The organism is Flagellimonas sediminis, from assembly GCF_010500845.1.
GTDB classification, from domain to species: domain Bacteria; phylum Bacteroidota; class Bacteroidia; order Flavobacteriales; family Flavobacteriaceae; genus Flagellimonas; species Flagellimonas sediminis.
In genome coordinates this window covers 507,396-528,693 of the sequence record NZ_JAAAMI010000001.1, presented here as the reverse complement: position 1 = coordinate 528,693, position 21,298 = coordinate 507,396, and the positions used below count along the sequence as shown (strand labels likewise).

20 protein-coding genes are annotated in these 21,298 nt (G+C 41.7%); 8 read left to right on the top strand and 12 right to left on the bottom strand.

Annotated elements, in window-relative coordinates:
• Positions 1–177 precede the first annotated feature (177 nt).
• Positions 178–2,238 carry an OmpA family protein gene (locus GTK07_RS02250; RefSeq protein ID WP_163632611.1) on the top strand — a complete coding sequence of 687 codons (2,061 nt, stop codon included), beginning with the start codon at positions 178–180 and terminating at the stop codon, positions 2,236–2,238.
• A gap of 253 nt (positions 2,239–2,491) precedes the next feature.
• Entirely contained in the window at positions 2,492–2,662 is a 171-nt protein-coding gene (locus GTK07_RS19150) for a DUF6747 family protein (RefSeq protein WP_203583698.1), read from the top strand.
• A 78-nt stretch (positions 2,663–2,740) separates the two neighbouring features.
• On the opposite strand, the gene GTK07_RS02245 is transcribed toward GTK07_RS19150, so the two are convergent.
• From GTK07_RS02245 to GTK07_RS02235, 3 genes are all read right to left on the bottom strand, one after another.
• Positions 2,741–3,739, bottom strand: a complete 999-nt coding sequence (locus GTK07_RS02245; RefSeq protein WP_163632609.1) for a DUF4837 family protein — start codon at positions 3,737–3,739, stop codon at positions 2,741–2,743.
• Between the two features lie 12 nt (positions 3,740–3,751).
• Positions 3,752–5,356 (bottom strand): lytic transglycosylase domain-containing protein, encoded by a 1,605-nt coding sequence (locus GTK07_RS02240; protein WP_163632607.1) that lies wholly within the window; start codon positions 5,354–5,356, stop codon positions 3,752–3,754.
• A 115-nt stretch (positions 5,357–5,471) separates the two neighbouring features.
• Positions 5,472–6,662, bottom strand: a complete 1,191-nt coding sequence (locus GTK07_RS02235) for a phosphoglycerate kinase (RefSeq protein WP_163632605.1) — start codon at positions 6,660–6,662, stop codon at positions 5,472–5,474.
• 133 nt (positions 6,663–6,795) lie between these two features.
• Between GTK07_RS02235 and GTK07_RS02230 the strand changes: the two genes are divergently transcribed.
• Genes GTK07_RS02230 through GTK07_RS02215 form a run of 4 tightly spaced genes read left to right on the top strand, consistent with a single transcriptional unit; the run spans position 6,796 to position 9,473 of the window.
• Positions 6,796–7,947, top strand: a complete 1,152-nt coding sequence (locus GTK07_RS02230) for a DNA polymerase III subunit (protein WP_163632603.1) — start codon at positions 6,796–6,798, stop codon at positions 7,945–7,947.
• Positions 7,948–7,960: 13 nt separating this feature from the next.
• On the top strand, positions 7,961–8,356 hold the full coding sequence (locus GTK07_RS02225) for a DoxX family protein (RefSeq protein WP_163632602.1): 396 nt from the start codon (positions 7,961–7,963) through the stop codon (positions 8,354–8,356).
• A 44-nt stretch (positions 8,357–8,400) separates the two neighbouring features.
• Positions 8,401–8,967 carry a Crp/Fnr family transcriptional regulator gene (locus GTK07_RS02220; RefSeq protein ID WP_163632600.1) on the top strand — a complete coding sequence of 189 codons (567 nt, stop codon included), beginning with the start codon at positions 8,401–8,403 and terminating at the stop codon, positions 8,965–8,967.
• Between the two features lie 50 nt (positions 8,968–9,017).
• On the top strand, positions 9,018–9,473 hold the full coding sequence (locus tag GTK07_RS02215; RefSeq protein ID WP_163632597.1) for a DoxX family protein: 456 nt from the start codon (positions 9,018–9,020) through the stop codon (positions 9,471–9,473).
• 50 nt (positions 9,474–9,523) lie between these two features.
• On the opposite strand, the gene GTK07_RS02210 is transcribed toward GTK07_RS02215, so the two are convergent.
• From GTK07_RS02210 to GTK07_RS02185, 6 genes are all read right to left on the bottom strand, one after another.
• On the bottom strand, positions 9,524–10,030 hold the full coding sequence (locus tag GTK07_RS02210; protein WP_163633454.1) for an OmpH/Skp family outer membrane protein: 507 nt from the start codon (positions 10,028–10,030) through the stop codon (positions 9,524–9,526).
• Positions 10,031–10,270: 240 nt separating this feature from the next.
• Positions 10,271–11,101, bottom strand: coding sequence for a class I SAM-dependent methyltransferase (locus tag GTK07_RS02205; protein ID WP_163632595.1), 831 nt, complete (start codon positions 11,099–11,101; stop codon positions 10,271–10,273).
• The gene (locus GTK07_RS02200) at positions 11,079–11,624 is read right to left on the bottom strand and encodes a hypothetical protein (protein ID WP_163632593.1); all 546 of its coding nucleotides are present in this window, start codon (positions 11,622–11,624) and stop codon (positions 11,079–11,081) included. The genes GTK07_RS02205 and GTK07_RS02200 overlap by 23 nt, the downstream gene beginning before the upstream one ends.
• Positions 11,625–11,722: 98 nt before the next feature.
• Positions 11,723–13,591 (bottom strand): tRNA uridine-5-carboxymethylaminomethyl(34) synthesis enzyme MnmG, encoded by a 1,869-nt coding sequence (gene mnmG / locus GTK07_RS02195; RefSeq protein ID WP_163632591.1) that lies wholly within the window; start codon positions 13,589–13,591, stop codon positions 11,723–11,725.
• Between the two features lie 2 nt (positions 13,592–13,593).
• The gene (gene ybeY, locus GTK07_RS02190) at positions 13,594–14,013 is read right to left on the bottom strand and encodes an rRNA maturation RNase YbeY (protein ID WP_163632589.1); all 420 of its coding nucleotides are present in this window, start codon (positions 14,011–14,013) and stop codon (positions 13,594–13,596) included.
• Positions 14,006–17,455, bottom strand: coding sequence for a hypothetical protein (locus tag GTK07_RS02185; protein ID WP_235932406.1), 3,450 nt, complete (start codon positions 17,453–17,455; stop codon positions 14,006–14,008). Before GTK07_RS02185 ends, ybeY begins: the two co-directional genes overlap by 8 nt.
• A gap of 121 nt (positions 17,456–17,576) precedes the next feature.
• Here GTK07_RS02185 and gltX point away from each other — a divergent pair, with 121 nt between their 5' ends.
• Entirely contained in the window at positions 17,577–19,079 is a 1,503-nt protein-coding gene (gene gltX / locus GTK07_RS02180) for a glutamate--tRNA ligase (protein ID WP_163632587.1), read from the top strand.
• An 87-nt stretch (positions 19,080–19,166) separates the two neighbouring features.
• The gene (locus GTK07_RS02175) at positions 19,167–20,099 is read left to right on the top strand and encodes an SPFH domain-containing protein (RefSeq protein WP_163632585.1); all 933 of its coding nucleotides are present in this window, start codon (positions 19,167–19,169) and stop codon (positions 20,097–20,099) included.
• Between the two features lie 56 nt (positions 20,100–20,155).
• Here GTK07_RS02175 and GTK07_RS02170 read toward each other — a convergent pair whose 3' ends face one another.
• The 3 genes from GTK07_RS02170 to GTK07_RS02160 are packed head-to-tail and all read right to left on the bottom strand — an operon-like array spanning position 20,156 to position 21,051.
• Positions 20,156–20,371 (bottom strand): DUF6327 family protein, encoded by a 216-nt coding sequence (locus GTK07_RS02170; RefSeq protein WP_163632583.1) that lies wholly within the window; start codon positions 20,369–20,371, stop codon positions 20,156–20,158.
• Positions 20,368–20,718: a hypothetical protein gene (locus GTK07_RS02165; protein WP_163632581.1), complete on the bottom strand. Its 351-nt coding sequence runs from the start codon at positions 20,716–20,718 to the stop codon at positions 20,368–20,370. The genes GTK07_RS02170 and GTK07_RS02165 overlap by 4 nt, the downstream gene beginning before the upstream one ends.
• 3 nt (positions 20,719–20,721) lie before the next feature.
• Positions 20,722–21,051: a YtxH domain-containing protein gene (locus GTK07_RS02160; RefSeq protein WP_163632579.1), complete on the bottom strand. Its 330-nt coding sequence runs from the start codon at positions 21,049–21,051 to the stop codon at positions 20,722–20,724.
• Positions 21,052–21,298 lie beyond the last annotated feature (247 nt).

Genomic DNA, 21,298 nt, shown 5'->3' with positions numbered 1-21,298 from the left:
AGGGCTAATCGATAAAGAACCACATTTTTGATTCGTACATGCCACAAATCCATTCTTTCACAACAAAAAGTTATTCGCCCCCTTGCCATATTCTATTTTAGCGGCACAAACTAAAGTTAAGCCCTCTATGCTTAACCTCCAAATGGCCTGTTGGCCATTTGCGCTGATGGAGTGGTAATGAAAAAACTGATTTTTCCTTTTATCCTATTATTGTCCTTTGGGATGCAATCCCAAGACGTATCCTTATTGGAGTTCAACGGGGATATCGCCAGCAATTCCAAACAAGGACCGGCAGAGCCATTTTATCCTGACGAATCCTTAAAGCATCTGGATGGACTGAGCGATAAAAAACTTACCCGCTACGTTCGTAAGGAGGGTATTGCCGAAAAACTCATTGAAAAAGGGAACGATTACTTTAACAAGATGTGGTATGCCGAAGCCGCCAGGATTTATGACATTGTCCTGGAAAAAAGTGAGGCCAAACACACCATGTCCCTTCTTTCCAATGCCGGAGATTCCCATTATTATAGCGGGAACATGGAAAAATCCTTTAAATGGTACAACGAACTATATGAATTGTATACGGATGAAATTCCCGAAGACACCTTCTTCAAATACACCCAAACCCTAAAAGGTACAGGGAAATATAGAAGAGCGTCGGCTTTGACCAAGTTGTACTACAACAAAGATCAAAATGACCTTAGGGAAGCCGCAATGGCCAAGCCACTGACCTGGAAAGGAGCCACTTCGGTAAAGGTTAAGAACCTAGCCATCAATTCACCCTATTCCGATTTTTCACCCATGTACCACAATGGTACCGAAATTGTGTATGCATCGGCCAAGGACTCTTCTTTTTTAACCACCCGTCGTTACCGTTGGACCAACCAGCCTTTTCTGGACCTATATGTGGCCAAAACCAAAAACGATGAAGGCGATCTTACAGGTTCTAGAAAATTCTCCAAAAAAATAAATACGAAATACCATGAGGCTTCCATGGCATTCTCCCCTGACCAGAAGACCATTTACTTTACCCGTAACAATTATGGCAAAAAATTGAAACGCGGTGAAAACGGAATCAATCATTTAAAAATTTACCGCTCCCAATTGGTTGGTGGCGAATGGACAGAAGCCGAAGAGCTTCCTTTTAACAGCGACGATTATTCCACCGGCCACCCAAGTATCAGTCCTGATGGTCATAAAATGTATTTTGTTTCCGACAGGCCAGGTGGATTTGGGCAAACGGACATTTATGTTGTGGACATTTTGGAAAATGGCGGGTTTTCCGAGCCTCAAAACCTGGGCAGGTCAGTGAATACCAGCGCCAAGGAAATGTTCCCTTACATCACCGATAATGCCCTTTACTTTTCATCCAACAGGGCTATGGGCTTTGGTGGATTGGATGTGTACAAATCCGATTCCAAGGACAACATGTTCAGTGTGGGCATCAATTTGGGTGAACCCATTAATAGCAATAGAGACGATTTTTCATATATCATCGATACCACAGGAGAAAAAGGATATTTTGCCTCCAATAGAAAGGGAGGAAAGGGTGATGATGATATCTACTCGTTCCAATATACCCTTAATTTGAACGCGGTTACGGGCAGCATTCAAGATGCTGAAACGGGCGAGGTCATGGAAGGTGCCAAGGTTTCCCTGTTGGACAAAGACGGAAACCTCTTGGCAGAAACCACTACGGATGCATTCGGTGCCTATACGTTTAAAAATTTGGATCCTCTGGCTGAATACGGTATAAAATCACAAAGTGAAGACTATTATGAGGATAGAATTTCCTTCAAAACCAAGGAAAATGAAAATATAGAGGTTTCACAACATCTAAAGAAACTTAACAAAATCCTGGACGAGGAAAAGGTCAAAAAACCATTTGAACCCAATGCGGTCCATTTTGCCTTTGATAGCTATAAAATAAGTCCGGAAGCTGCAGTAGAACTGGATAAACTGATTGCTGTATTGAAAGAAGACCAAAATCTAACACTTAAAATTGAATCCCATACGGATGCGGTCGGCAGCAACGCCTATAACAAATATCTTTCGGACCGAAGGGCGAAGGCCACACGGGACTATATAATTTCGGAAGGCATTGATCCAACACGTATTCTCAGTGCAATCGGTTATGGTGAGGAACGATTATTGAACGATTGTTCAGATGGCAAACCCTGCCCCCCGGATAAACAATTGTTGAACCGAAGGTCCGAATTCATTCTGGTTTCAAGATAAAAACAATAAAGCCCCAAAGATTTTCGGGGCTTTTTCTTTGGTTAAGGAGGCTAAAACGCATTTCATCGATTTATATCTCCGTCCAACCGTTCGCATACAATATGCGTTTTATCGATCAAAGAAAAGGCTTTGCGGATATTAACGCCCCCGCTGTTGTTTTCACCCTTGTTTTCTAACCTTTTGTCCTAATGTTTTTACCTCCAGCTTACAAAGTCGAACCTTTGTCATGTCTTTAAATCTTAAAATCTGACTTATGAAGAAACTTTTACTTGTTAAGGAAATTTATTTGGAAGGGTTCCGCAACTTGGGACACATCATCATTGAAAAATATTTTAAGGTGTTCGCCTGGTTTAGCTTTGTTATGTTCTTTATTGTGCTTTACGCCTTTGCCTATAGGATTGCTACCGGTTTCGCCTTCGATTAACTAACGCTCAAAGCATTTAAAGAACAGAAAAGCCCAGACATTTGTACTGGGCTTTTTTGGTCCTTTATTTAGATTGGTTCACTCCACAGGAGCTTTAGGTTCAAAATTGACCGTTTTGAGTATGGCCTCCAACTCAAACATATAGTCGCGCTTTTCTGTGGATGGAGCGAAGGTGAAGCCTTCCAAAATCATTTTCCTGTTGTGTTCCCTATCGTTGATGATATAGGTTAAGAACGGCCCTGCCATGGGATACCCGTGGATTTCCCAAACCCCCTTCACCTCAGCTGCCTTTTTACCTCCGATTTCCGCTGGGAAAACATACGGCGCAAAAGCCTTTTCAGTAATCATATAGGTATTCTCGTAGGGGCCAGGAATATATTTTTCGCCTATGGAGTCACGCATTTTCATAATGTCCTGCACAAAGGTGGAATCGTTTTCAAAACTGTTCCAAGGCATACTGTAAGCGATGATGTTCATGGTTCCCTTCGGGATTTGGATATCCATCCACACAAAATTCTTCTCTCGCTTGCCCACTTTATATAAGGAGGGAACATTCATGGTGATGCCAAACTCTTCTTCCAAGGCTTTGTCTTTACTCAATGAGCGATTAAATCTTTTTTGTGCTTCGGCCAACTCAACCTCTTTAAATGCCTTGATCGCTATTGGCGCCAAAGAGTCCAGGTTTTTGATCATAATTTCTTCCGTTGGTCCCGTAATCACCGCCACTTTTTGAGGTTTTGAATAGGCATCGGGGCTAATATGTGCCAATATTGTAGAATCCTTTTCCACGAACAGGATGGACCGTGAGTACATGGTAGTCCCTTTAAAAACCTTGGGGGGCAATTGGGTTATGTTAAAAAGCGGTTCAATTTGGGGCAACCCTATGATCTGTGCCGCAAATTCATCCCGGATTTTATCCCCGACCGGTCCTTTCCAAAGTTCGGTGTCCATGACTACCAGCAAAGAATTGACTGGACCGGTTGATTGTGGGAGAAATCTTTTTTTAGGTCCGGAATCGTTACAGGAGCCTAATGCCAGGACAATGCTGGCAACGAGTAGTGTTCCAAATTTTTTCATCTTGTGTTAAATTTACGAAGAACAATCGCACAATCTAAGTTTTGTGCCCGGTTTTAGATTATTCCCACTAAGACCGTTCCATTCTCGTAAATTTTCAACAGAAACTCCAGGATATTTTTTGGAAATGGTCCACAGGGAATCCCCTTGTTGGACCGTATGTACTTTGGAACCATTGGCAACAGCACCGGAACCATTGGATGAACTGTTTTTTGCCACGGTACTGCTTTCTATATAAGGCTTTCTAGGGAAGATGGTCAATCGTTGCCCAACCCTTAGGTTATTGCTCCTTAAACCGTTCCATTCCTTGATCTGGCTAACACCTACCCCATATCGCTCAGCGATCTTTCCAAGATAATCACCACTTTTCACCTTATACCGGATTTGGTCATTGGCAGTTACCAATTGTGGCAACGGCTTTTCCATGGAGTCCATTTCCTGTTTCACATAGGCGTAGATCTGTTCCTCATTGGCCACGAACTTACCGATCATGCTTTTGGGCAATCGAAGGGAATAATTCTTTCCTTTTACTTTAGGAATGATGTTGAGCTTGTACGCGGGGTTCAGCATTTCCAATTCTTCGGTACTGATGTCCACCAATTTTGAAATCTGGTCGAAAGAAATCATGTTCTTCACGTGAACCGTATCAGTTTCAAAATAAGGGCGGTCGGCTTTTTTATATGAGAGACCGTGCTCTTCCGCATATTCAAAGATGTACATGGTGGCCAAAAATGCCGGAAGATATCCCGCTGTTTCACGTGGAAGAAATGGTCTGATGTTCCAATAGTTTTCATAGCCACCTGACCTACGAATGGCCTTGTTCACATTTCCAGGACCTGAATTGTAGGCCGCAAGGGCCAAATCCCAGTCGTTGAATATTTCATACAGTTTGGCCAAATACTTACTGGCTGCCTCCGTTGCCATAATGGGATCGTGGCGTTCGTCCACATAACTGCTCACATCAAGACCGTACATTTTACCGGTACCGTACATAAATTGCCATAGCCCTTTGGCCCCTACCCTGGATCTAGCCTTTGGGTTCAAGGCAGATTCTATAATCGCCAAATATTTGATTTCCAGAGGTAGATCGTGTTTGTCCAATTCCTCTTCGAACAACGGAAAGTAAAACTGACTGGCCGTCATCATACGTTGCATCAGGTCCCTTCTTCTGGTCAAAAATGATTTGATCACACTTTCCAAAGAGGGATTGTAAGTGATGTTGAACGGCGTTTTCTCGTTCATTCGGGCCAAACGCGCTTTTAAGGTATCCGTTGGAAGATCTACTACAACAATGGAATCCTCTCCGGGGCCATTTTCGATTTCCAACAGCATGTCACTGAACAAATTGGCACTGCTGTGGAGTTCCTTCAACCAAAGGCTATCATATTTGCGGGCAGCCTCCAAATCCTGCAATTGAAACTTGCCACTTTCTTTTTTCTCCAAGGCCACATACTCGCCATCGATTTTCATATCGGACATTTGAATGGCCGGCGTTTCTTCAACGGAAAGTAAAACGGAATCCTGTTGTGCGGCCGGTGCGGAATCCACTTGCTGGGCCACCATTATCGGTGTTGCGGAAAGTAGCGCTACAAAAGCAGCATATTTCAATTTTTGGTTCATTTGGACAGGGTTTGATTTTTGGGAAAAACGAAAATGGTGTTTTTTTCCGAAAAAATAAAATTCCTTAACAAAAACACCATGTTAAAACCTTCCCCAACAACTCATAACGTGATAGTTAGTCCAATATTGCAGCGATGCCTGGAAGAATCCTACCTTCCAAACTTTCGAGCATGGCACCCCCGCCAGTGGACACATAACTCACTTTGTCCTCAAAGCCGAATTGCTTCACGGCAGCTACGGAATCACCTCCTCCAACAAGGGAGAAAGCGCCTTTTTGCGTGGCCTCATCAATGTAGTTTCCAATGGAAATGGTTCCTTTGGCGAAGCTTTCCATCTCAAAAACCCCAACCGGACCGTTCCAAAGTATGGTCTTGGAAGCCAATATTACCTGCTTGAAGATTTCCAATGTTTTGGGTCCGGCATCCAAACCTTGCCATCCATCCGGAATCTTGTCCACATCCACAAATTGGGTGTTGGCGTTGTTATCAAATGCGTCAGCTGCCAAAACATCAACAGGAAGGTATACTTTTACGTTTTTGGCCTCTGCCTTTTTCAAAATATCAAGGGCCAACTCCATTTTGTCATCCTCGCAAATGGAATCACCCACTTTTCCACCGTTGGCCTTTACGAAGGTATAGGTCATTCCCCCACCAATGATGAGGTTGTCCACCTTGTCCAGAATATTTTCGATGATGGTAATCTTTGAAGACACTTTGGAACCACCTAAAATGGCAGTAACGGGCTTTTCCCCTGTTTCCATTACTTTGTCGATGGCCTTGATTTCCTTGGCCAACAAGTACCCGAAACATTTATGATCGGGGAAGAACTTGGCCACAATGGTGGTAGAGGCATGTGCCCTGTGAGCGGTACCAAAGGCATCGTTCACATAAATGTCGCCCAATTTGGACAGTTCCTTGGAGAAGGCCTCATCCCCTGCTTCTTCCTCATCATGAAAACGGAGGTTTTCCAACAGAAGGACCTCGCCATCCTTAAGATTTGCAACGGCTTCTTCGGCTTCTGGACCTATACAGTCCTTGGCGAACTTTACCTGAACCCCAATGATCTCGGCAACCGTCTCACAAATGTGGGAAAGTGACATGTCGGGGTTTGCCTTTCCATTGGGACGTCCCAAGTGGCTCATCAAAACGGCAGAACCCCCATCTTCCAATATTTTAAGAATGGTTGGCTTTGCGGCTTCGATCCTACTGGTATCGGTAACATTGAATTTACCATCCAACGGCACGTTGAAATCCACGCGGATCAATGCTTTTTTTCCTTCAAAATTGAAATCGTCAATCGTCTTCATGTATTGTGTTCTTTTTAAGCGTCTCAAAAGTAAAGATTTCCTTCCTTTATGATTGGAAGGAATCGTTATATTTTCGGGTTTTTTCGCAAAAAGCCGTGAAATATAGCACCCTTAAATAATGTATCTTTGAAACATGCTTTTTAAAAATGTTTTAGGACTCGAGCATATCAAAAACCATTTGGTGACCACTGCAGAAACTGGCAGGGTGGCCCACGCACAACTTTTTGTGGGTCCCGAGGGTTCCGGCATTTTGCCCATGGCTCTAGCCTATGCCCAATATTTGCTTTGCAACAATACGGACGGTGAAAACGAAGGTGGCAACCAAGCATGCAACACAAAATGTGCTTCCTTAACGCATCCCGACCTTCATTTTGCGTTCCCGGTTTCCAACTCGGAAAAGATTAAAACACATGCCGTGAGCGACCATTTTTTAGAGGAATGGCGACAGTTCGTTAGGGAACAACCTTACGGCAATCTTTTTGATTGGTACCGACACATCGGCATTGAAAAAAAGCAGGGGCAAATTGGTGTGGACGAGGCCCAGGATGTGGTCAAAAAACTTTCGTTGAAATCTTACGAAGGTGGATATAAGGTTCTTATTATTTGGATGGCCGAAAAAATGAACGTGTCCGCAGCCAACAAGTTGTTGAAATTGATTGAGGAACCGCCCAATAAAACGGTCCTATTGCTTTTGGCCGAAGAGGAAGAGCAAATCATCAACACGATTCGGTCCCGTTGTCAAATACTACATTTCCCCCCATTGGCGGAACAAGTGATCAGCAAGGCACTAATAGATCGGGGTGTGGCATCTGCGGAAGCGCATACCATTGCCCAGGAGGCCAATGGAAATTTTAACAAGGCCATGGATCTGTTGAACAAGGATTCCGAAGATTTGGTGTTTGAACGTTGGTTTGTACAATGGGTAAGGAGTGCTTTTAAAGCGAAAGGAAATAAGGGCGCCATTCAGGAATTGATTTTATGGAGCGATGAAGTGGCCAAAACCGGTAGGGAGGTACAAAAGCAATTCTTGAACTATTGCCTGACCATGATGCGTCAGGCACTGCTTCTGAATTACAAGGCCGATGAATTGGTCTATACCAAAATCCATATGCAGGGCTTTGATCTGGGCAAATTTGCCCCTTTTGTTCATGAAAACAACATTTTGGAGATAGTAGAGGAGTTGGAAAAAGCTATTTTTCACGTGGAACGCAATGGGAATTCCAAAATCATTTTTACCGATTTATCTATAAAACTGACCCGGCTCTTGCATGTCAAGGCCGCTTAAATACGTACTGACCATGGAAAATTTATTTTTAAACGCCACGGAAATTCTACTGTTGGTTTTTTTAACAATCACCTTTTTGCAAAGTGGACTGGACAAACTCTTGGACTGGAAAGGTAACGTGGGCTGGTTAACGGGCCACTTTTCCAAAACCCTGTTTAAAAGCGGGGTGCCCTTACTTTTGGGAGTCATTATGGTGCTGGAAATGCTTTCGGGAATCCTATGCGGAGTCGGGATTTTCCAGTTTGCCATTGATGGGGAAAGTTCCATTGGGCTATACGGATCTATCCTATCCGCCATTACCCTTCTCATGTTGCTGTTGGGCCAACGTGTGGCCAAGGACTATGAAGGTGCCAAGACCATTGTGATCTATTTGATTCCCACGGTGTTTTTGGTGTATTTGATGCAGTAAAAGCTAAAACTCACTTACCACATTTTTAAGTAAACTATTTGGTTTTGGATGAGATCAAAAGATATTTTGAAACTTATTTTGGAATTTCCCAAACGGATTGGGACCTGTTTTCATCCAAACTGATCCGAGAAGAATTTTCAAACAAAAAGATCCTGCTTCATGCGGGGCAGACAGAAAACCACCTTTCGTTCATTGAAAAAGGTATTGTTCGCCAATATGTGCCATTGGAACATAAAGACATTACACTCGGTTTTGCTTTCCAAGGCTCGTTTATAAGTGCATACGATTCGTTTATTACGCAATCTCCTTCAGAATATTGCGTAGAAACTCTTCAGGAGACCATTCTATGGAGGTTGGATTTTGGTTCGCTACAAGAAATTTATGAAAAGACCGAAATTGGTCATTTTATCGGAAGAAAGGCGAGTGAAGAACTTTTTTTGAAAAAATCCAAGCGAGAGATTTCATTGTTAAAACATAGTGCCGAAGAGCGATATTATCGATTGTTTGATGAGCGTCCTGAATTGATACAATTTATACCGCTGAAATATATTGCTTCCTACATTGGTGTAACCCCTCAAGCCCTAAGCCGAATTCGCAAGAGAATTAGTTAATCTGGGTTCATTGCGCATCAACATCGGTTAATGGATCTTTGTGAGAAAAAATGAAGCCACTTTTTGTTTTGTTAGCAGCTTTTGCACTATCCACTCTGGTTTTGTATCTGGGCAAGGGAAAGTTAGACTTTGCGTTTGCGGGACGAATAGCTTTGTCTACTATGCTCGTTTTTACGGCAATTGGACATTTCGTTTACTCTAATGGAATGCAAGCCATGGTGCCTTCCTTTATACCATTGAAGTATGAAATTGTTTTTGTTACCGGTGTTTTGGAAATATTGTTCGCATTGGCGATTTTGTTCCCTAAATATCAAAATTTTACTGCATGGGTTCTCATGGTATTTTTTGTTTTGATTCTACCGGCCAACATCAATGCCGCGATCAAGAACCTCAACTATCAAACCGGAAAATTTGATGGCCCAGGGCTTGTTTACCTGTGGTTCAGGGTTCCTTTCCAAATAGTATTGATTTTATGGGTATATTTTTCAATCCTACGTGGCAAATAAAAAACCCATTCAAAAGAATGGGTTTTATCCTTTAGCAAAAAGTTTAAAAACTATTTCTTGTACTTGTCGTTCAAAATCTTCAATATGGCTTGGGTAAGGTCGTTGGCCTCTTCACCATAAAGTACTGAACCACCATCGCCCCCGCCTAAAATATAGGTGTAACCGTTGGCCTTTCCATAATCCTTGATCTCCTTTTTTACCTTTTTTACCAAAGAATCCATTTCTACTTGGCTGGTAGATTGCAATTGTTGTTCCTCTTGCTGCAATTGCTGACCGATAAACTGACCGCGTTGTTGGAATTGGGCATATTCTTCCTGTGCACTTTGTTGCGACATTTTTTGGGCCTTCGCTTGGAACGCCTGAAGCTCCATTTGGAAAGATTGGGAAATACTGTCCCTCTTTTTGCCCATGGCATCGGCCTTTGTTTTAAAGCGAGCTTCTAAATCGATTTTCTCTTGGTAATCGTCCATCAACTTTACACTGTCCACAAAGCCGATCTTGTTCTGCTGACATGCCATGGCCATAACGGCAAGGGCAAGTATCATAATTTTTTTCATCATTCACTTTTTAAAGTTGCGCAAAAATAGAAAAGCTTTTGGAATGGTGGTCATTATCTTTATTGGATTGAAAAATTGACCAATAGGATGATATAAGTAAAATTTATCGGGATTCTCTATTAAGATTACGCGTATCTATTTTGTCGGCTTGCAGAAACAAGGGTTTCTAAGCGTTTCTTTTCCAATTTATACAATGGCCCATGCTCATCAAAGATGTTCGGGCAGAGCGACTTAAACGCGTTATTTTTTCTTTTTGAGAAGGTACACCAGGGATGAACACTCTTTGGTGAACAAAGCGTTAATATTAGAAGCTAATCCCACGAAAAAAGCGCTTAACCAATACAATTTGTTTCCCTTGTATTTTTCTGAGAGCAGGGAAACATAAAAAGAGTCGAACCACATGGGCTTGATGGCAATCACTTCCAATCCATGAGCATCAAAAAGTTTGGTAATGGAGGTTTTTGAAAAATGCCAAAGGTGCCGGGGTACGTCATAAGCTGCCCAGTACTTTCCATAATGACTTGCATCATATGATTTGAAATTTGGGACCGCTATCACCAAAACACCATCGTCTTTCAAAAGTGAAGCTATGGTTTTAATCTGGTCATCTAAATTGGGCAAATGTTCCAAAACGTGCCAAAGGGTAATAGCATCATATCTTTGGTCGGCAACCTCTTCTAATCTTTCCGAAAGAGGAATCCCTTTTTGGGAAGATAGTTGTCTTGCCTTCTCGTTGGGTTCCACACCAAGTACTTCAAAACCTCTCGATTTGGCGAAAAGTAGAAAATCACCAGTCCCTGCACCGATATCCAGTAAAGATTTGGGCTTATTTAACTGATTTTCAATTAATTGAATCTTATTTTTGAGGTTTTTCCTCTTTACAACCTGATACATTTTGTCCATCAAGGACTTTTTCGCATCCGTATGAGAAATATAGTCCTCACTTTCGTAATACTTGAAGAGATTTTCAGGCTGCGGTCGGGTAACCAGCATGTCCAGATTTTCATCTTTGAACAGTTCAAAGGTTTCTCCTGAAACAGAAAAGTCTTTAGTTTTTAAAAACAACTTCATTATAATTATCTGTGGCCATATATTCGTTTTTCAGATACCGAAGATAGGGCAAAACTGCATCCCTTGAAACAGAACCCTCTTTTAAACAATCTTTCTCCGTATCGCTAAAAACTTCCAAAGCGATATACCAATTTCCTGTTCGGGTTGTGTAGACCTCTTCAAAAATGGGGTCCATATCTGCAGCCTGATCTAAAATACCATCAACCACAAAAGGAATCAAATTAATCGTCTTTGTCGGAATTTCAACTTCATAAAATGAAAAGAAATACGTTTTACCATCTACCTCAAAAGGCACTTGAACATCCACATAATAATCGTTAAGCTGAAATTTGGTGTTGATGTAATTATAAAACTCATTAGCATCCTTAGGGTCTTCAAAAACAAAAACCGTCTTTTTGGGCAATCCTCTTTTAAAGCTTTTTCCCCTTGTGATTTTGTAATCTTTAATGTTTGGGGCAATCCGTAATGGGATACAAGAACTTAAAAAAATGAGGGCGGAAAAAACGAGCAAAAACCTTTTCATGATGGCTGGATTTGAACAAAAGCAAACACAAAAATTAAGCCACATATGGAGTAAAACAGAAAATCTCAACTCATGTTCCACGTGGAACAAAACATACCCTATCGGCCTAAATACACCAATAAAACACTAATGTCCGCTGGAGAAACCCCACTGATTCTTGAGGCCTGGGATATGGTCACTGGGCGAATGGATTCCAATTTTTCCCTAGCCTCGAACGACAATGATTTTAATTGGGAATAATCAAAATGGTCAGGAATGCGGACATTTTCCAATCGATGCAACTTGTCCGCATTGTTCTTCTCCTTTTCAATATATCCGGAATATTTCACCAAAATCTCGGCCTGCTCCATTACTTCTGCATCCAAATCATTTTCGGAAACGTATCCTGAGACCTCATTTAATTGAAGCATGTGATCCATGGTTACTTTTGGACGAGAGAATACTTTAAAAAGTTTATCCGATTGTCTAACGGTAGCCGAATCTACCGATTCCAAAATGGGGTTGATTTCCTCCGGATCAAAGCTTGTCTTCTTGAAAAAGTCCACAAACTTTTCAGATTTATCCAGCTTCTCCTCCATCCTACGCATACGCTCTTCTTTGGCCAAACCAATCTCAAAACCTCTGGGTGTAAGTCTTAGATCGGCATTGTCCTGGCGTAAAAGGGTACGGTATTCCGCCCTGGATGTGAACATGCGATAAGGTTCTTCTGTACCTTTGGTAATCAAGTCATCTATCAATACTCCAATGTATGCCTCATCCCTTTTTAGAACAAACGGCTCCTTTTCATTGATTTTAAGGTGGGCATTTATCCCGGCCATCAACCCTTGTGACGCAGCTTCCTCATAACCCGTTGTGCCATTGATTTGACCGGCAAAATACAGGTTGTTCACCAACTTTGTTTCGAGTGTATGCTTCAATTGCGTGGGTGGGAAATAGTCGTATTCGATGGCATAACCTGGCCTAAAAAACTTGACATGTTCAAATCCCCGTACCGATTTTAAAGCCCTGTATTGAACATCTTCCGGAAGGGAGGTAGAAAAGCCATTTACGTATACTTCTACCGTATCCCACCCTTCAGGTTCTACAAAAATCTGATGGGAATCCTTATCCGTAAATCGGTTAATTTTATCCTCAATAGAAGGACAGTAACGCGGCCCTAAACTTTTGATCCTACCATTGAACATGGGTGAACGATCAAAGCCTTCGCGCAAAAGATCATGCACCAAAGCACTGGTATGTGTCATATGACAATCCCGCTGCGTTTTCAAAACAGGGGTGTTCAAATAGGAAAACTTCTCCGGCTTTTCGTCACCTGGCTGTGGAATCATCTTGGAATAATCCAACGAACGGCCGTCCACCCGAGGTGGGGTTCCTGTTTTCATTCTTCCGCTGTCAAAACCCAAACCAACAAGTTGTTCGGTGATGCCGGTAGCGGCTTTTTCACCAGCACGACCTCCACCAAATTGTTTTTCACCAATATGGATCAACCCGTTTAAAAAGGTTCCGTTGGTTAAAACAACGGCCTTAGATCTAATCTCAATCCCAAGGCTTGTTCTTACACCAACTACTCTATCGCCCAAAATCAAAATTCCAGAAACCATGTCTTGATAAAAGTCGGCATTAGGAGTATTTTCAAGAGCCAAACGCCACTCCTCTGCAAACCGCATACGGTCATTTTGGGCGCGAGGACTCCACATGGCCGGGCCCTTACTTTTGTTCAACATCTTGAACTGTATGGCCGACCTGTCCGTTATAATTCCGCTGTATCCACCAAGAGCATCAATCTCACGAACAATCTGTCCCTTAGCAATTCCGCCCATAGCCGGATTGCAGGACATCTGCCCAATGGTCTGAAGGTTCATGGTAACCAATAAAGTCCTAGAGCCCATATTAGCTGCTGCGGCAGTAGCCTCAGCGCCAGCATGACCTCCCCCTACTACAATAACATCGTATTCCTTATCAAACATATCTATGGTTCCACGTGGAACATATTCATCTTTTCCTCTTCCTTGCTGCGCATTTGCCTCTGGTCCTTTTCAGACTTGTCACCATAGCCCATGAGGTGCAAAACACCATGGCTCATTACCCGTAACAACTCTTCTTCAAAACCAACTTCAAAGCTGGAGGCATTTTCCTTCACCCTATCAGTGGATATAAAAATATCCCCAGAAATAGTTATCCCATCCGTATAATCGAAAGTAATGATATCGGTAAACGTATCGTGATTCAAATACTCTTGGTTCAACTCTAACAGATAATCATCCGTACAAAAGATATAGTCAATCTGACCAAGAACAAAACCCTCCGATTCCAATATTCTATTTATCCAATCGGAATAATCGGATTTGTTGTCAAACAGCAAATCAGACTTAAAATGAAACTCAATCATTATTGAAATATACCTTTACTTTCTTTTCGAAATTTTGCCGCAAAGGTAAAGCTTGTCTGTTTAATATTTCAATGTCGTTTTGGTAATCTTTAAGCAGTTCGGGTTTAGTAGTAATAGGGTTGGCAAAAATACTCTTGTTGGTTTCGCTCTCCCTTTCCTTTTTCTCTCCTTGTTCCAGACTCGCATTTTCCAATTTCATCAATTGATGTTGAATGTTGTTGGCCTTGCTCAGGGTCCTATTGGTAATTCCATTTTCCAACAAATCATTTTCAAAGTCCTCCATTTGTTGAAGCAACTTTTTGGTCAGATCCTGATCCGATTTTCTGATCATATCATTCAACTGCTCCTCTAATTTTTCCCTCAAAAATTGCTGCTCTTTATAAATTTCATACACCTCATTAAGGTTCATTTCTTCCAAACCATTTCCAGATTGACCACCAGCCGACCCATTCTCTCCACCGTTACCTTCCTTTCCTTCACCCGACTTTTGACCTTCACCTTTTGAACCCTGTTCACCTTCCTTGCCTTGACCCTCCTTGCCATTCTGTTCCCCTTGTTGTTGTGAAGGTTGTCCCTCTTTACCCGAACCTTGCATCTTCTCCTGAAGCTTTTGCTGGCCCTTTATGATATCTGGCAATTGAAAATCAGAGCCTCCACCATTGCCTTGACTTGGATTCATGTTTTGTTGCATATTGTCCAAAACATTGGCCAGAAAATCTGCCAAAGCATTTGTGGCATTGATAACGTATTGCTGATAAGAAGCACTTTGATAAATTTGGTTCTCCGAGATACTCTCAAGTGACTTGTCAATATTATAGTACACCTCGGTAATCTGTTCATTTACGAATTCTGACAGCTCGGCCCTACGCAGCGAAAGTGCAAACAAACTATCGTCAACATGTTCAAACAATCTTCGAAGGTTTTGTTGATCTTTAACCGTTTTTGAAAATTGAGAAATGTCAACATCGGCCGTTTGAAGGTTGTCGAATAAATTTTCTTGCTTAAAGGAAAAGGTTACCAGGTTGTCCAAAATCTGACGTAACATTTCAGCGTCCTCGGAATCCGCTTCCGCGCCTCCTCCTGATGCCCCTTGTTGCATACCCTGACTCATTTCCCTCATCTTTTGGGCGGCAGATTTCTGCTTTTTAGATGCCTTGTCACTTGCTTCATTTCTTTGTTGACTTTGGGAAGATTCATCCATTCCTTGATGTTTGTTTATTTCCTCTAAAGCATCTTTTTGGTCCTTACTTACATCGTCAGTTTTCTTTTTGTCTGCATTAATTTCCAATGGCTTTTTCAAATTCGCATTGTCCTTTTCCAACTCTCTGATTTCTTTCTCCAGATCCTCAAAAGCGTCATTCAACTTCATCTGTTCCTTATCACCAAAATCTTGACTTAGCTTTAAGTCAGAGAGAGTTTCTTGCTTCTCGGCCAACTCTTCTAGCTCTTTGGCAATCTGAGCCGCCTTCTCCGTCACATAATAGCGTTTGGTCAATTCCAAAATCTGCTCTAGGTTTCGTGTATTCTTTCCCTGATTTTTACCCAGTTCCTCCAAACGCTTTTGGAGCTCGTCTTTATCAATTTTGACGGCTATCCTATTAAGCTCTTCCAAAAGTTCTGCATTTCTTTTTGCTTCCAATTCTTGTCGTTCCAAACGCTCTTGAAGCATTTTCTTAAGTTCATTGTCCTCGGAACCTTTATCAATACTTTCACTTAACTCCTGGCTGAACTTTTTCATCAAGGCTTCTTGCTGTTGTTGCTTTTGCAAAAAGTTCTTGATCTGGCCCTTGTCCTCAAAGGTAAGGTTGCGTTCCTCCTTTTGACTTTCATTGATTTTGGAAAGTTCCTTATTTTGGTCCTTAAATTGTTCCAAAGACTTGGACATCTTGTTCAATGTGGAATTCTGAAACTCCAACTCCTTGTTGTTCAACTCATTATCATTAAAATATGTAGCATTGAACACCTGACTTTTCGTAATCTTTCCGTCCCTAATACCATCATTATCAACTACTTCAAAATACAACTTGTAATTTTTTCCCGCTACCAAATCCAAACCAGAAGGAAAAGTGTAATAAAATTGATAGACATTGCTCTGTGGAGATTCCAAATCCAGCCTTTGAATCGCCTTTGCATCATCCACCGGATAACAAACCAATCGGATTTTGCTCAACCCATAATCATCTGCTGCCTGCCCTGTATAAAATGATTGGTTCGGATTTAGGGAGTCCAGTATTTGTTCCACGTGAACTGTAGCATTGGCATCCCGAATCACTTCCAAGCCATAGGACAACCGTTCAAAATTTTGAACATTCTTGTTGGAAGTACTCAACTCATAGTCCAAATCCCTGAAGAGTTTCAATTCATGATAAAATCCATCTTGGCCGCTATGAAACTTAAAAACCGAATCCCTGGTGGTCATTTGGATTTCATCAACATTCCTACCCTCTATCCGCCAAGTTACCTTAGTTCCTTCAGGAACAATAGCATTACCCGTACCAGAAACCACATCCGTACCCTTGTTCAAATACCCTGGATACTGAAGTTGCATTCTAAAATCAACCAATGACGGAGTAGCATAACTTCTGATGGAATAACTACTGGAATTCCAACCATTGGCCAAAAAATAGAAGGAGCCTTCCGCCACTGGAGGTTCAAAAGTATAGGTATACTCCTCACCTACTTGTTTCATCATCAATACCTCGCCATTCACCACAATACTGACACTTTCCGGCCGCACGTCTCCCACCGTTATAGTACGAACGGTCAAAGGTTCATTGTCCAAGACCTCCAATTCACCATTTAACAACTGAAAGCGAAAAGGAGCTGGCTTTTCAAAGGCCATATCATAATGCAAAACGCGCTCATTAGAATTGAAAAAAGAAACGATATTCCCCGAAACCCAAATGAACAACAATATCCCTACGGGAATGAACACATACTTGGCATACGAATAACCGTGCCTTAAATCTACCGCTTGCGCAAACGGAATGGGTTTTAAACTGCTGGCGCGTTGCTCTATACTTGCGAGCAAAAGGTCTGTTTTTTCTTTGGATTCGGAAAGCTCTAACAGGTTGAGCAACTTATCGTCCACATCAGGGAAATGCTTGCCGATCAATACCGAAGCCTCCCTATTCGTAATTCCCCCTTTAAACCTGAGCAAATACAAAAATGGAACCGCAATGAACCGGTACAATAAAAACAATTCTACCACAACAAACAGCATAAACAAGGTCATCCTCCATCCCTGGTTCAACCATAAAAGCAGCTCAACGGAGGTCACCGCAATCCAAAAGAGCAAACCAAAAACCAAAAAGAGCAAAATGCCCTTGATCAATTTTTGTGTGTAGTACTTTTTAATGAAAGCACTTAATTTGTCCAATATTTCCGGATAATTACCCAACTGCTTTAAATCTATACCACCAAAATACCTGATCCTTAACAAATCAACAGCAAATTTTTGTTAAACCTTGATGAACGGCATATCCACAATAGGCAAAAGCCTTTAATCTATCGCTTTCTTAATCATAAATGGGGCGTATCTTTGTGCCACAAGAATTTACAACATGAGTGAAAAAGTAAGGGTACGTTTTGCCCCGAGTCCCACAGGTCCATTACATATTGGCGGTCTGCGAACTGCCCTTTTCAACTACTTGTTCGCCAAAAAACATGGCGGAGATTTTTTGTTGAGGATCGAGGATACCGATCAAAACCGCTATGTGAAAGGAGCCGAGGAATATATTATAGAAGCCCTAAATTGGTGCGGTATTCCTTTTGATGAAGGACCCGGAAAAGAAGGTGATTGCGGCCCTTACAGACAAAGTGATCGCAAAAACCTGTATAAAGACTACGCGCTGCAACTCATTGAAAATGGACATGCATACTACGCTTTTGATTCCGCTGAAAGTTTGGATTTTCACAGGAAGGACCATGAGGAAAAAGGCAAAACCTTTATCTATAACTGGCATAACAGACTGAAACTTTTGAACTCGCTATCACTCACTTCGGAAGAAGTAAAGGCTAAATTGGATTCAGGAGCAGATTACGTCATTCGATTTAAATCGCCACAGGATGAACAGTTGGTCCTTAACGACATCATCCGAGGCGAAATTACCATTGATACCAACATTTTGGATGACAAAGTTCTATTCAAGAGTGACGGCATGCCCACCTACCATTTAGCCAACATTGTGGATGATCATTTAATGAAAATTACCCATGTGATTCGTGGTGAAGAATGGTTGCCTTCCATGGCACTACATGAATTGCTGTATAAAGCCTTTGGATGGAATGCGCCAAAATTTGCACATCTACCGCTCATCATGAAACCTATTGGCAAAGGTAAATTGAGCAAACGTGATGGTGAAAAAGGAGGCTTTCCTGTATTTCCACTTTCCTGGAACGAATCCCAAGGCTACCGTGAGGCAGGCTTTTTTCCTGAAGCTGTTGTTAACTTTTTGGCCCTTTTGGGTTGGAACCCTGGTACAGAACAGGAACTATTCTCTTTGGATGAATTGGTCCAAATCTTCAGTCTGGAACGTGTGAACAAATCAGGGGCGCGGTTCGACCCGGAAAAAAACAATTGGTACAATCAACAATGGCTTCAACGAAAATCGGATGAAGAATTGGCGAAAATTTTCATCAAACAACTTGAATCACATAAAGTTAGTGTTGACTTTACAAGGGTTAAAAAAGTTGTTTCCCTCATCAAGGAAAGAGCTGTTTTTGTATCTGATTTTTGGAACCTGAGCGATTACATTTTCCAAAGTCCAACAGTTTATGATGACAAATCAGTTAAAAAACAATGGAAGGAAGACACACCACACATCATGCAACAAATTGCACAGATACTGACCGGTATTACCCCATTTGAATCGGCCAATATTGAAACTATAATCAAAGAATGGATTTCCAAAAAAGAACTTTCCTTTGGAAAAGTGATGCCCCCTCTGCGACTAATCTTGGTAGGAGATATGAAAGGTCCGCACTTGTTCGATATCATGGAATTGATCGGTAAAGAGGAAACCATAAAGCGTATCACCAATGCCATCAATACACTTTCCAATTGATGGATGTGTAACAAAACTTGATGGATTACTACCTATAGTGTACGAGAGTTTCGTAAATTCCATTGCTAACATAAAAATCTAAACACTATGGGCAATTATATCATAATACCGATCCTATTTTTTGCACTTGTAATTTTATTCAAGTTCTTTTTTATCGTAAAGCAACAGACCGCCGTTATTATAGAACGGTTCGGTAGATTCCAGAGCATTCGCCAATCAGGATTACAGATGAAAATTCCATTGGTTGATAGGATTGTGGCTCGTGTGGGTTTAAAAATTCAACAGTTGGATGTGATTGTGGAAACCAAAACTTTGGACGATGTATTTGTGAAGTTGAAAGTTTCGGTTCAATACGTGGTCATCAAGGACAAAGTATACGAAGCATTCTACAAACTGGAATATCCCCACGATCAGATTACTTCCTATGTATTCGATGTAGTCCGTGCCGAAGTACCCAAAATGAAACTGGACGATGTGTTCGTGAAAAAAGACGATATCGCTATAGCGGTCAAAGCTGAATTACAGGACGCCATGCTGGAATATGGGTACGATATCATCAAAACATTAGTGACCGATATAGATCCCGATGCCCAGGTAAAAGCGGCGATGAACCGTATTAACGCATCGGAGCGAGAAAAAATAGCCGCCCAATTTGAAGGGGATGCCGCCAGGATCCTGATTGTTGAGAAAGCAAAGGCCGAGGCCGAAAGCAAAAGACTGCAAGGACAGGGTATCGCTGATCAGCGTAGGGAAATTGCCAGAGGTTTGGAAGAATCCGTAGAGGTATTGAACAAAGTGGGTATCAATTCGCAAGAAGCTTCCGCCCTCATCGTGGTAACACAACATTATGATACGTTGCAGGCTATTGGAGAGGCAACCAACGCCAACTTGATCTTGTTGCCCAACTCACCACAAGCCGGTAGCGACATGCTCAACAATATGGTGGCCTCCTTTACCGCAAGCAACCAAATTGGAGAGGCCATGAAGAAACAGAACAAGAAAAACAACGGCGAACAATAAACGTAATAATAAAAAAAGGCTCCCTAGGGAGCCTTTTCCATTCTCAAGACATTGGTTTAACCTATCTTTCTCAATATTTTCTTGGCTATCAATGAAATGGCCACCTTTTGAATGATGGGTGCCATGCCTCCCAATACATTCACAGGATAAAGTTCCTTCTTGGTATTTTGAATGGAGAGCCTCAATTTTTCTTCATCAATTTGCCTTTCCAGATTCAGGATTTTTAGGTCCTGTTCTATTGCTTCAAAGGATGTATATTGTTTCTGTATCATAGCTCATCAAAATAAAATTTAGAAAACTTCTCCAAAAGCGGTTTCTCAAGTCTTTGCCTGAAGGCGTAAATCAATATACCAATCAGTACATAGAAAGAACCGACAGACAAGAATCCTGCCGCATTGCTCTCGAGCGATTCGCCAATCCAAAAGGCAGCACTTATGGAAAGGAACAGCAGCGCCATAGCCACCATTGATCCAATCAAAATGGCCTTGGCCCCTACTGTAATTCCCTGCATCATCGACTTAAAACTTTTAAGTCTATAAAAATCAATGCTCTTGCTTACATAGGACTTGGCACTATCCTCTGCCTCGGCAATTTGCTCTTTAATGTCCTCGAAAGCCATACATTATTTTTGAAGTTGGGCGTTCTTCTCCCTTAGATCTTCCAATTTTCTTTCCAAGGCCACAATAATATCATCGGCCTTGTAGCTCATTGTGGAAAGTGTATCTTCCAACTTTTCCTCGAATTCAATTTTTTTGGCTTCTGCCGTTTTATGGAACTCGTTCTTGGCATTGGAAATAGTATCTGCCAAATCATTCTTTGCCTTAACGGCGCTTTTCTTAATTTTCTTTCTTGTTTTGGTCCCTTTATCGGGAGCATAAAGAATTCCGACTCCGGCACCCACTATGGCTCCTGTTACTAATGCTGTTACAATGTTTCCTGTATTACTTGACATAATTTTTAGGTTTTGAGATTAAACTTCCTTTTTAGTACCGATGGAACATCAAATCTTAAATCTAGTTCATGCTGTTTCAACGATACACAGCTAAATTACTATCCAAGTAGTGGAGAGTTTGATCCAATCGATGTAAAGATTGACTCTAACACTGAAAAAACGCAAATAAGCGCTTTTATCAAACTTTTGGTTTAAAGGAAGGGCAAATGGGTTGCCCCAACAAAAAAGGGCGCCATATGGCGCCCTA

Coding starts and splice junctions, on each gene's coding strand:
- GTK07_RS02250 (WP_163632611.1), top strand. CDS start 178: ATGAAAAAACTGATTTTTCCTTTTATCCTATTATTGTCCTTTGGGATG.
- GTK07_RS19150 (WP_203583698.1), top strand. CDS start 2,492: ATGAAGAAACTTTTACTTGTTAAGGAAATTTATTTGGAAGGGTTCCGC.
- GTK07_RS02245 (WP_163632609.1), bottom strand. CDS start 3,739: ATGAAAAAATTTGGAACACTACTCGTTGCCAGCATTGTCCTGGCATTA.
- GTK07_RS02240 (WP_163632607.1), bottom strand. CDS start 5,356: ATGAACCAAAAATTGAAATATGCTGCTTTTGTAGCGCTACTTTCCGCA.
- GTK07_RS02235 (WP_163632605.1), bottom strand. CDS start 6,662: ATGAAGACGATTGACGATTTCAATTTTGAAGGAAAAAAAGCATTGATC.
- GTK07_RS02230 (WP_163632603.1), top strand. CDS start 6,796: ATGCTTTTTAAAAATGTTTTAGGACTCGAGCATATCAAAAACCATTTG.
- GTK07_RS02225 (WP_163632602.1), top strand. CDS start 7,961: ATGGAAAATTTATTTTTAAACGCCACGGAAATTCTACTGTTGGTTTTT.
- GTK07_RS02215 (WP_163632597.1), top strand. CDS start 9,018: ATGAAGCCACTTTTTGTTTTGTTAGCAGCTTTTGCACTATCCACTCTG.
- GTK07_RS02210 (WP_163633454.1), bottom strand. CDS start 10,030: ATGAAAAAAATTATGATACTTGCCCTTGCCGTTATGGCCATGGCATGT.
- GTK07_RS02205 (WP_163632595.1), bottom strand. CDS start 11,101: ATGAAGTTGTTTTTAAAAACTAAAGACTTTTCTGTTTCAGGAGAAACC.
- GTK07_RS02200 (WP_163632593.1), bottom strand. CDS start 11,624: ATGAAAAGGTTTTTGCTCGTTTTTTCCGCCCTCATTTTTTTAAGTTCT.
- mnmG (WP_163632591.1), bottom strand. CDS start 13,591: ATGTTTGATAAGGAATACGATGTTATTGTAGTAGGGGGAGGTCATGCT.
- ybeY (WP_163632589.1), bottom strand. CDS start 14,013: ATGATTGAGTTTCATTTTAAGTCTGATTTGCTGTTTGACAACAAATCC.
- gltX (WP_163632587.1), top strand. CDS start 17,577: ATGAGTGAAAAAGTAAGGGTACGTTTTGCCCCGAGTCCCACAGGTCCA.
- GTK07_RS02175 (WP_163632585.1), top strand. CDS start 19,167: ATGGGCAATTATATCATAATACCGATCCTATTTTTTGCACTTGTAATT.
- GTK07_RS02170 (WP_163632583.1), bottom strand. CDS start 20,371: ATGATACAGAAACAATATACATCCTTTGAAGCAATAGAACAGGACCTA.
- GTK07_RS02165 (WP_163632581.1), bottom strand. CDS start 20,718: ATGGCTTTCGAGGACATTAAAGAGCAAATTGCCGAGGCAGAGGATAGT.
- GTK07_RS02160 (WP_163632579.1), bottom strand. CDS start 21,051: ATGTCAAGTAATACAGGAAACATTGTAACAGCATTAGTAACAGGAGCC.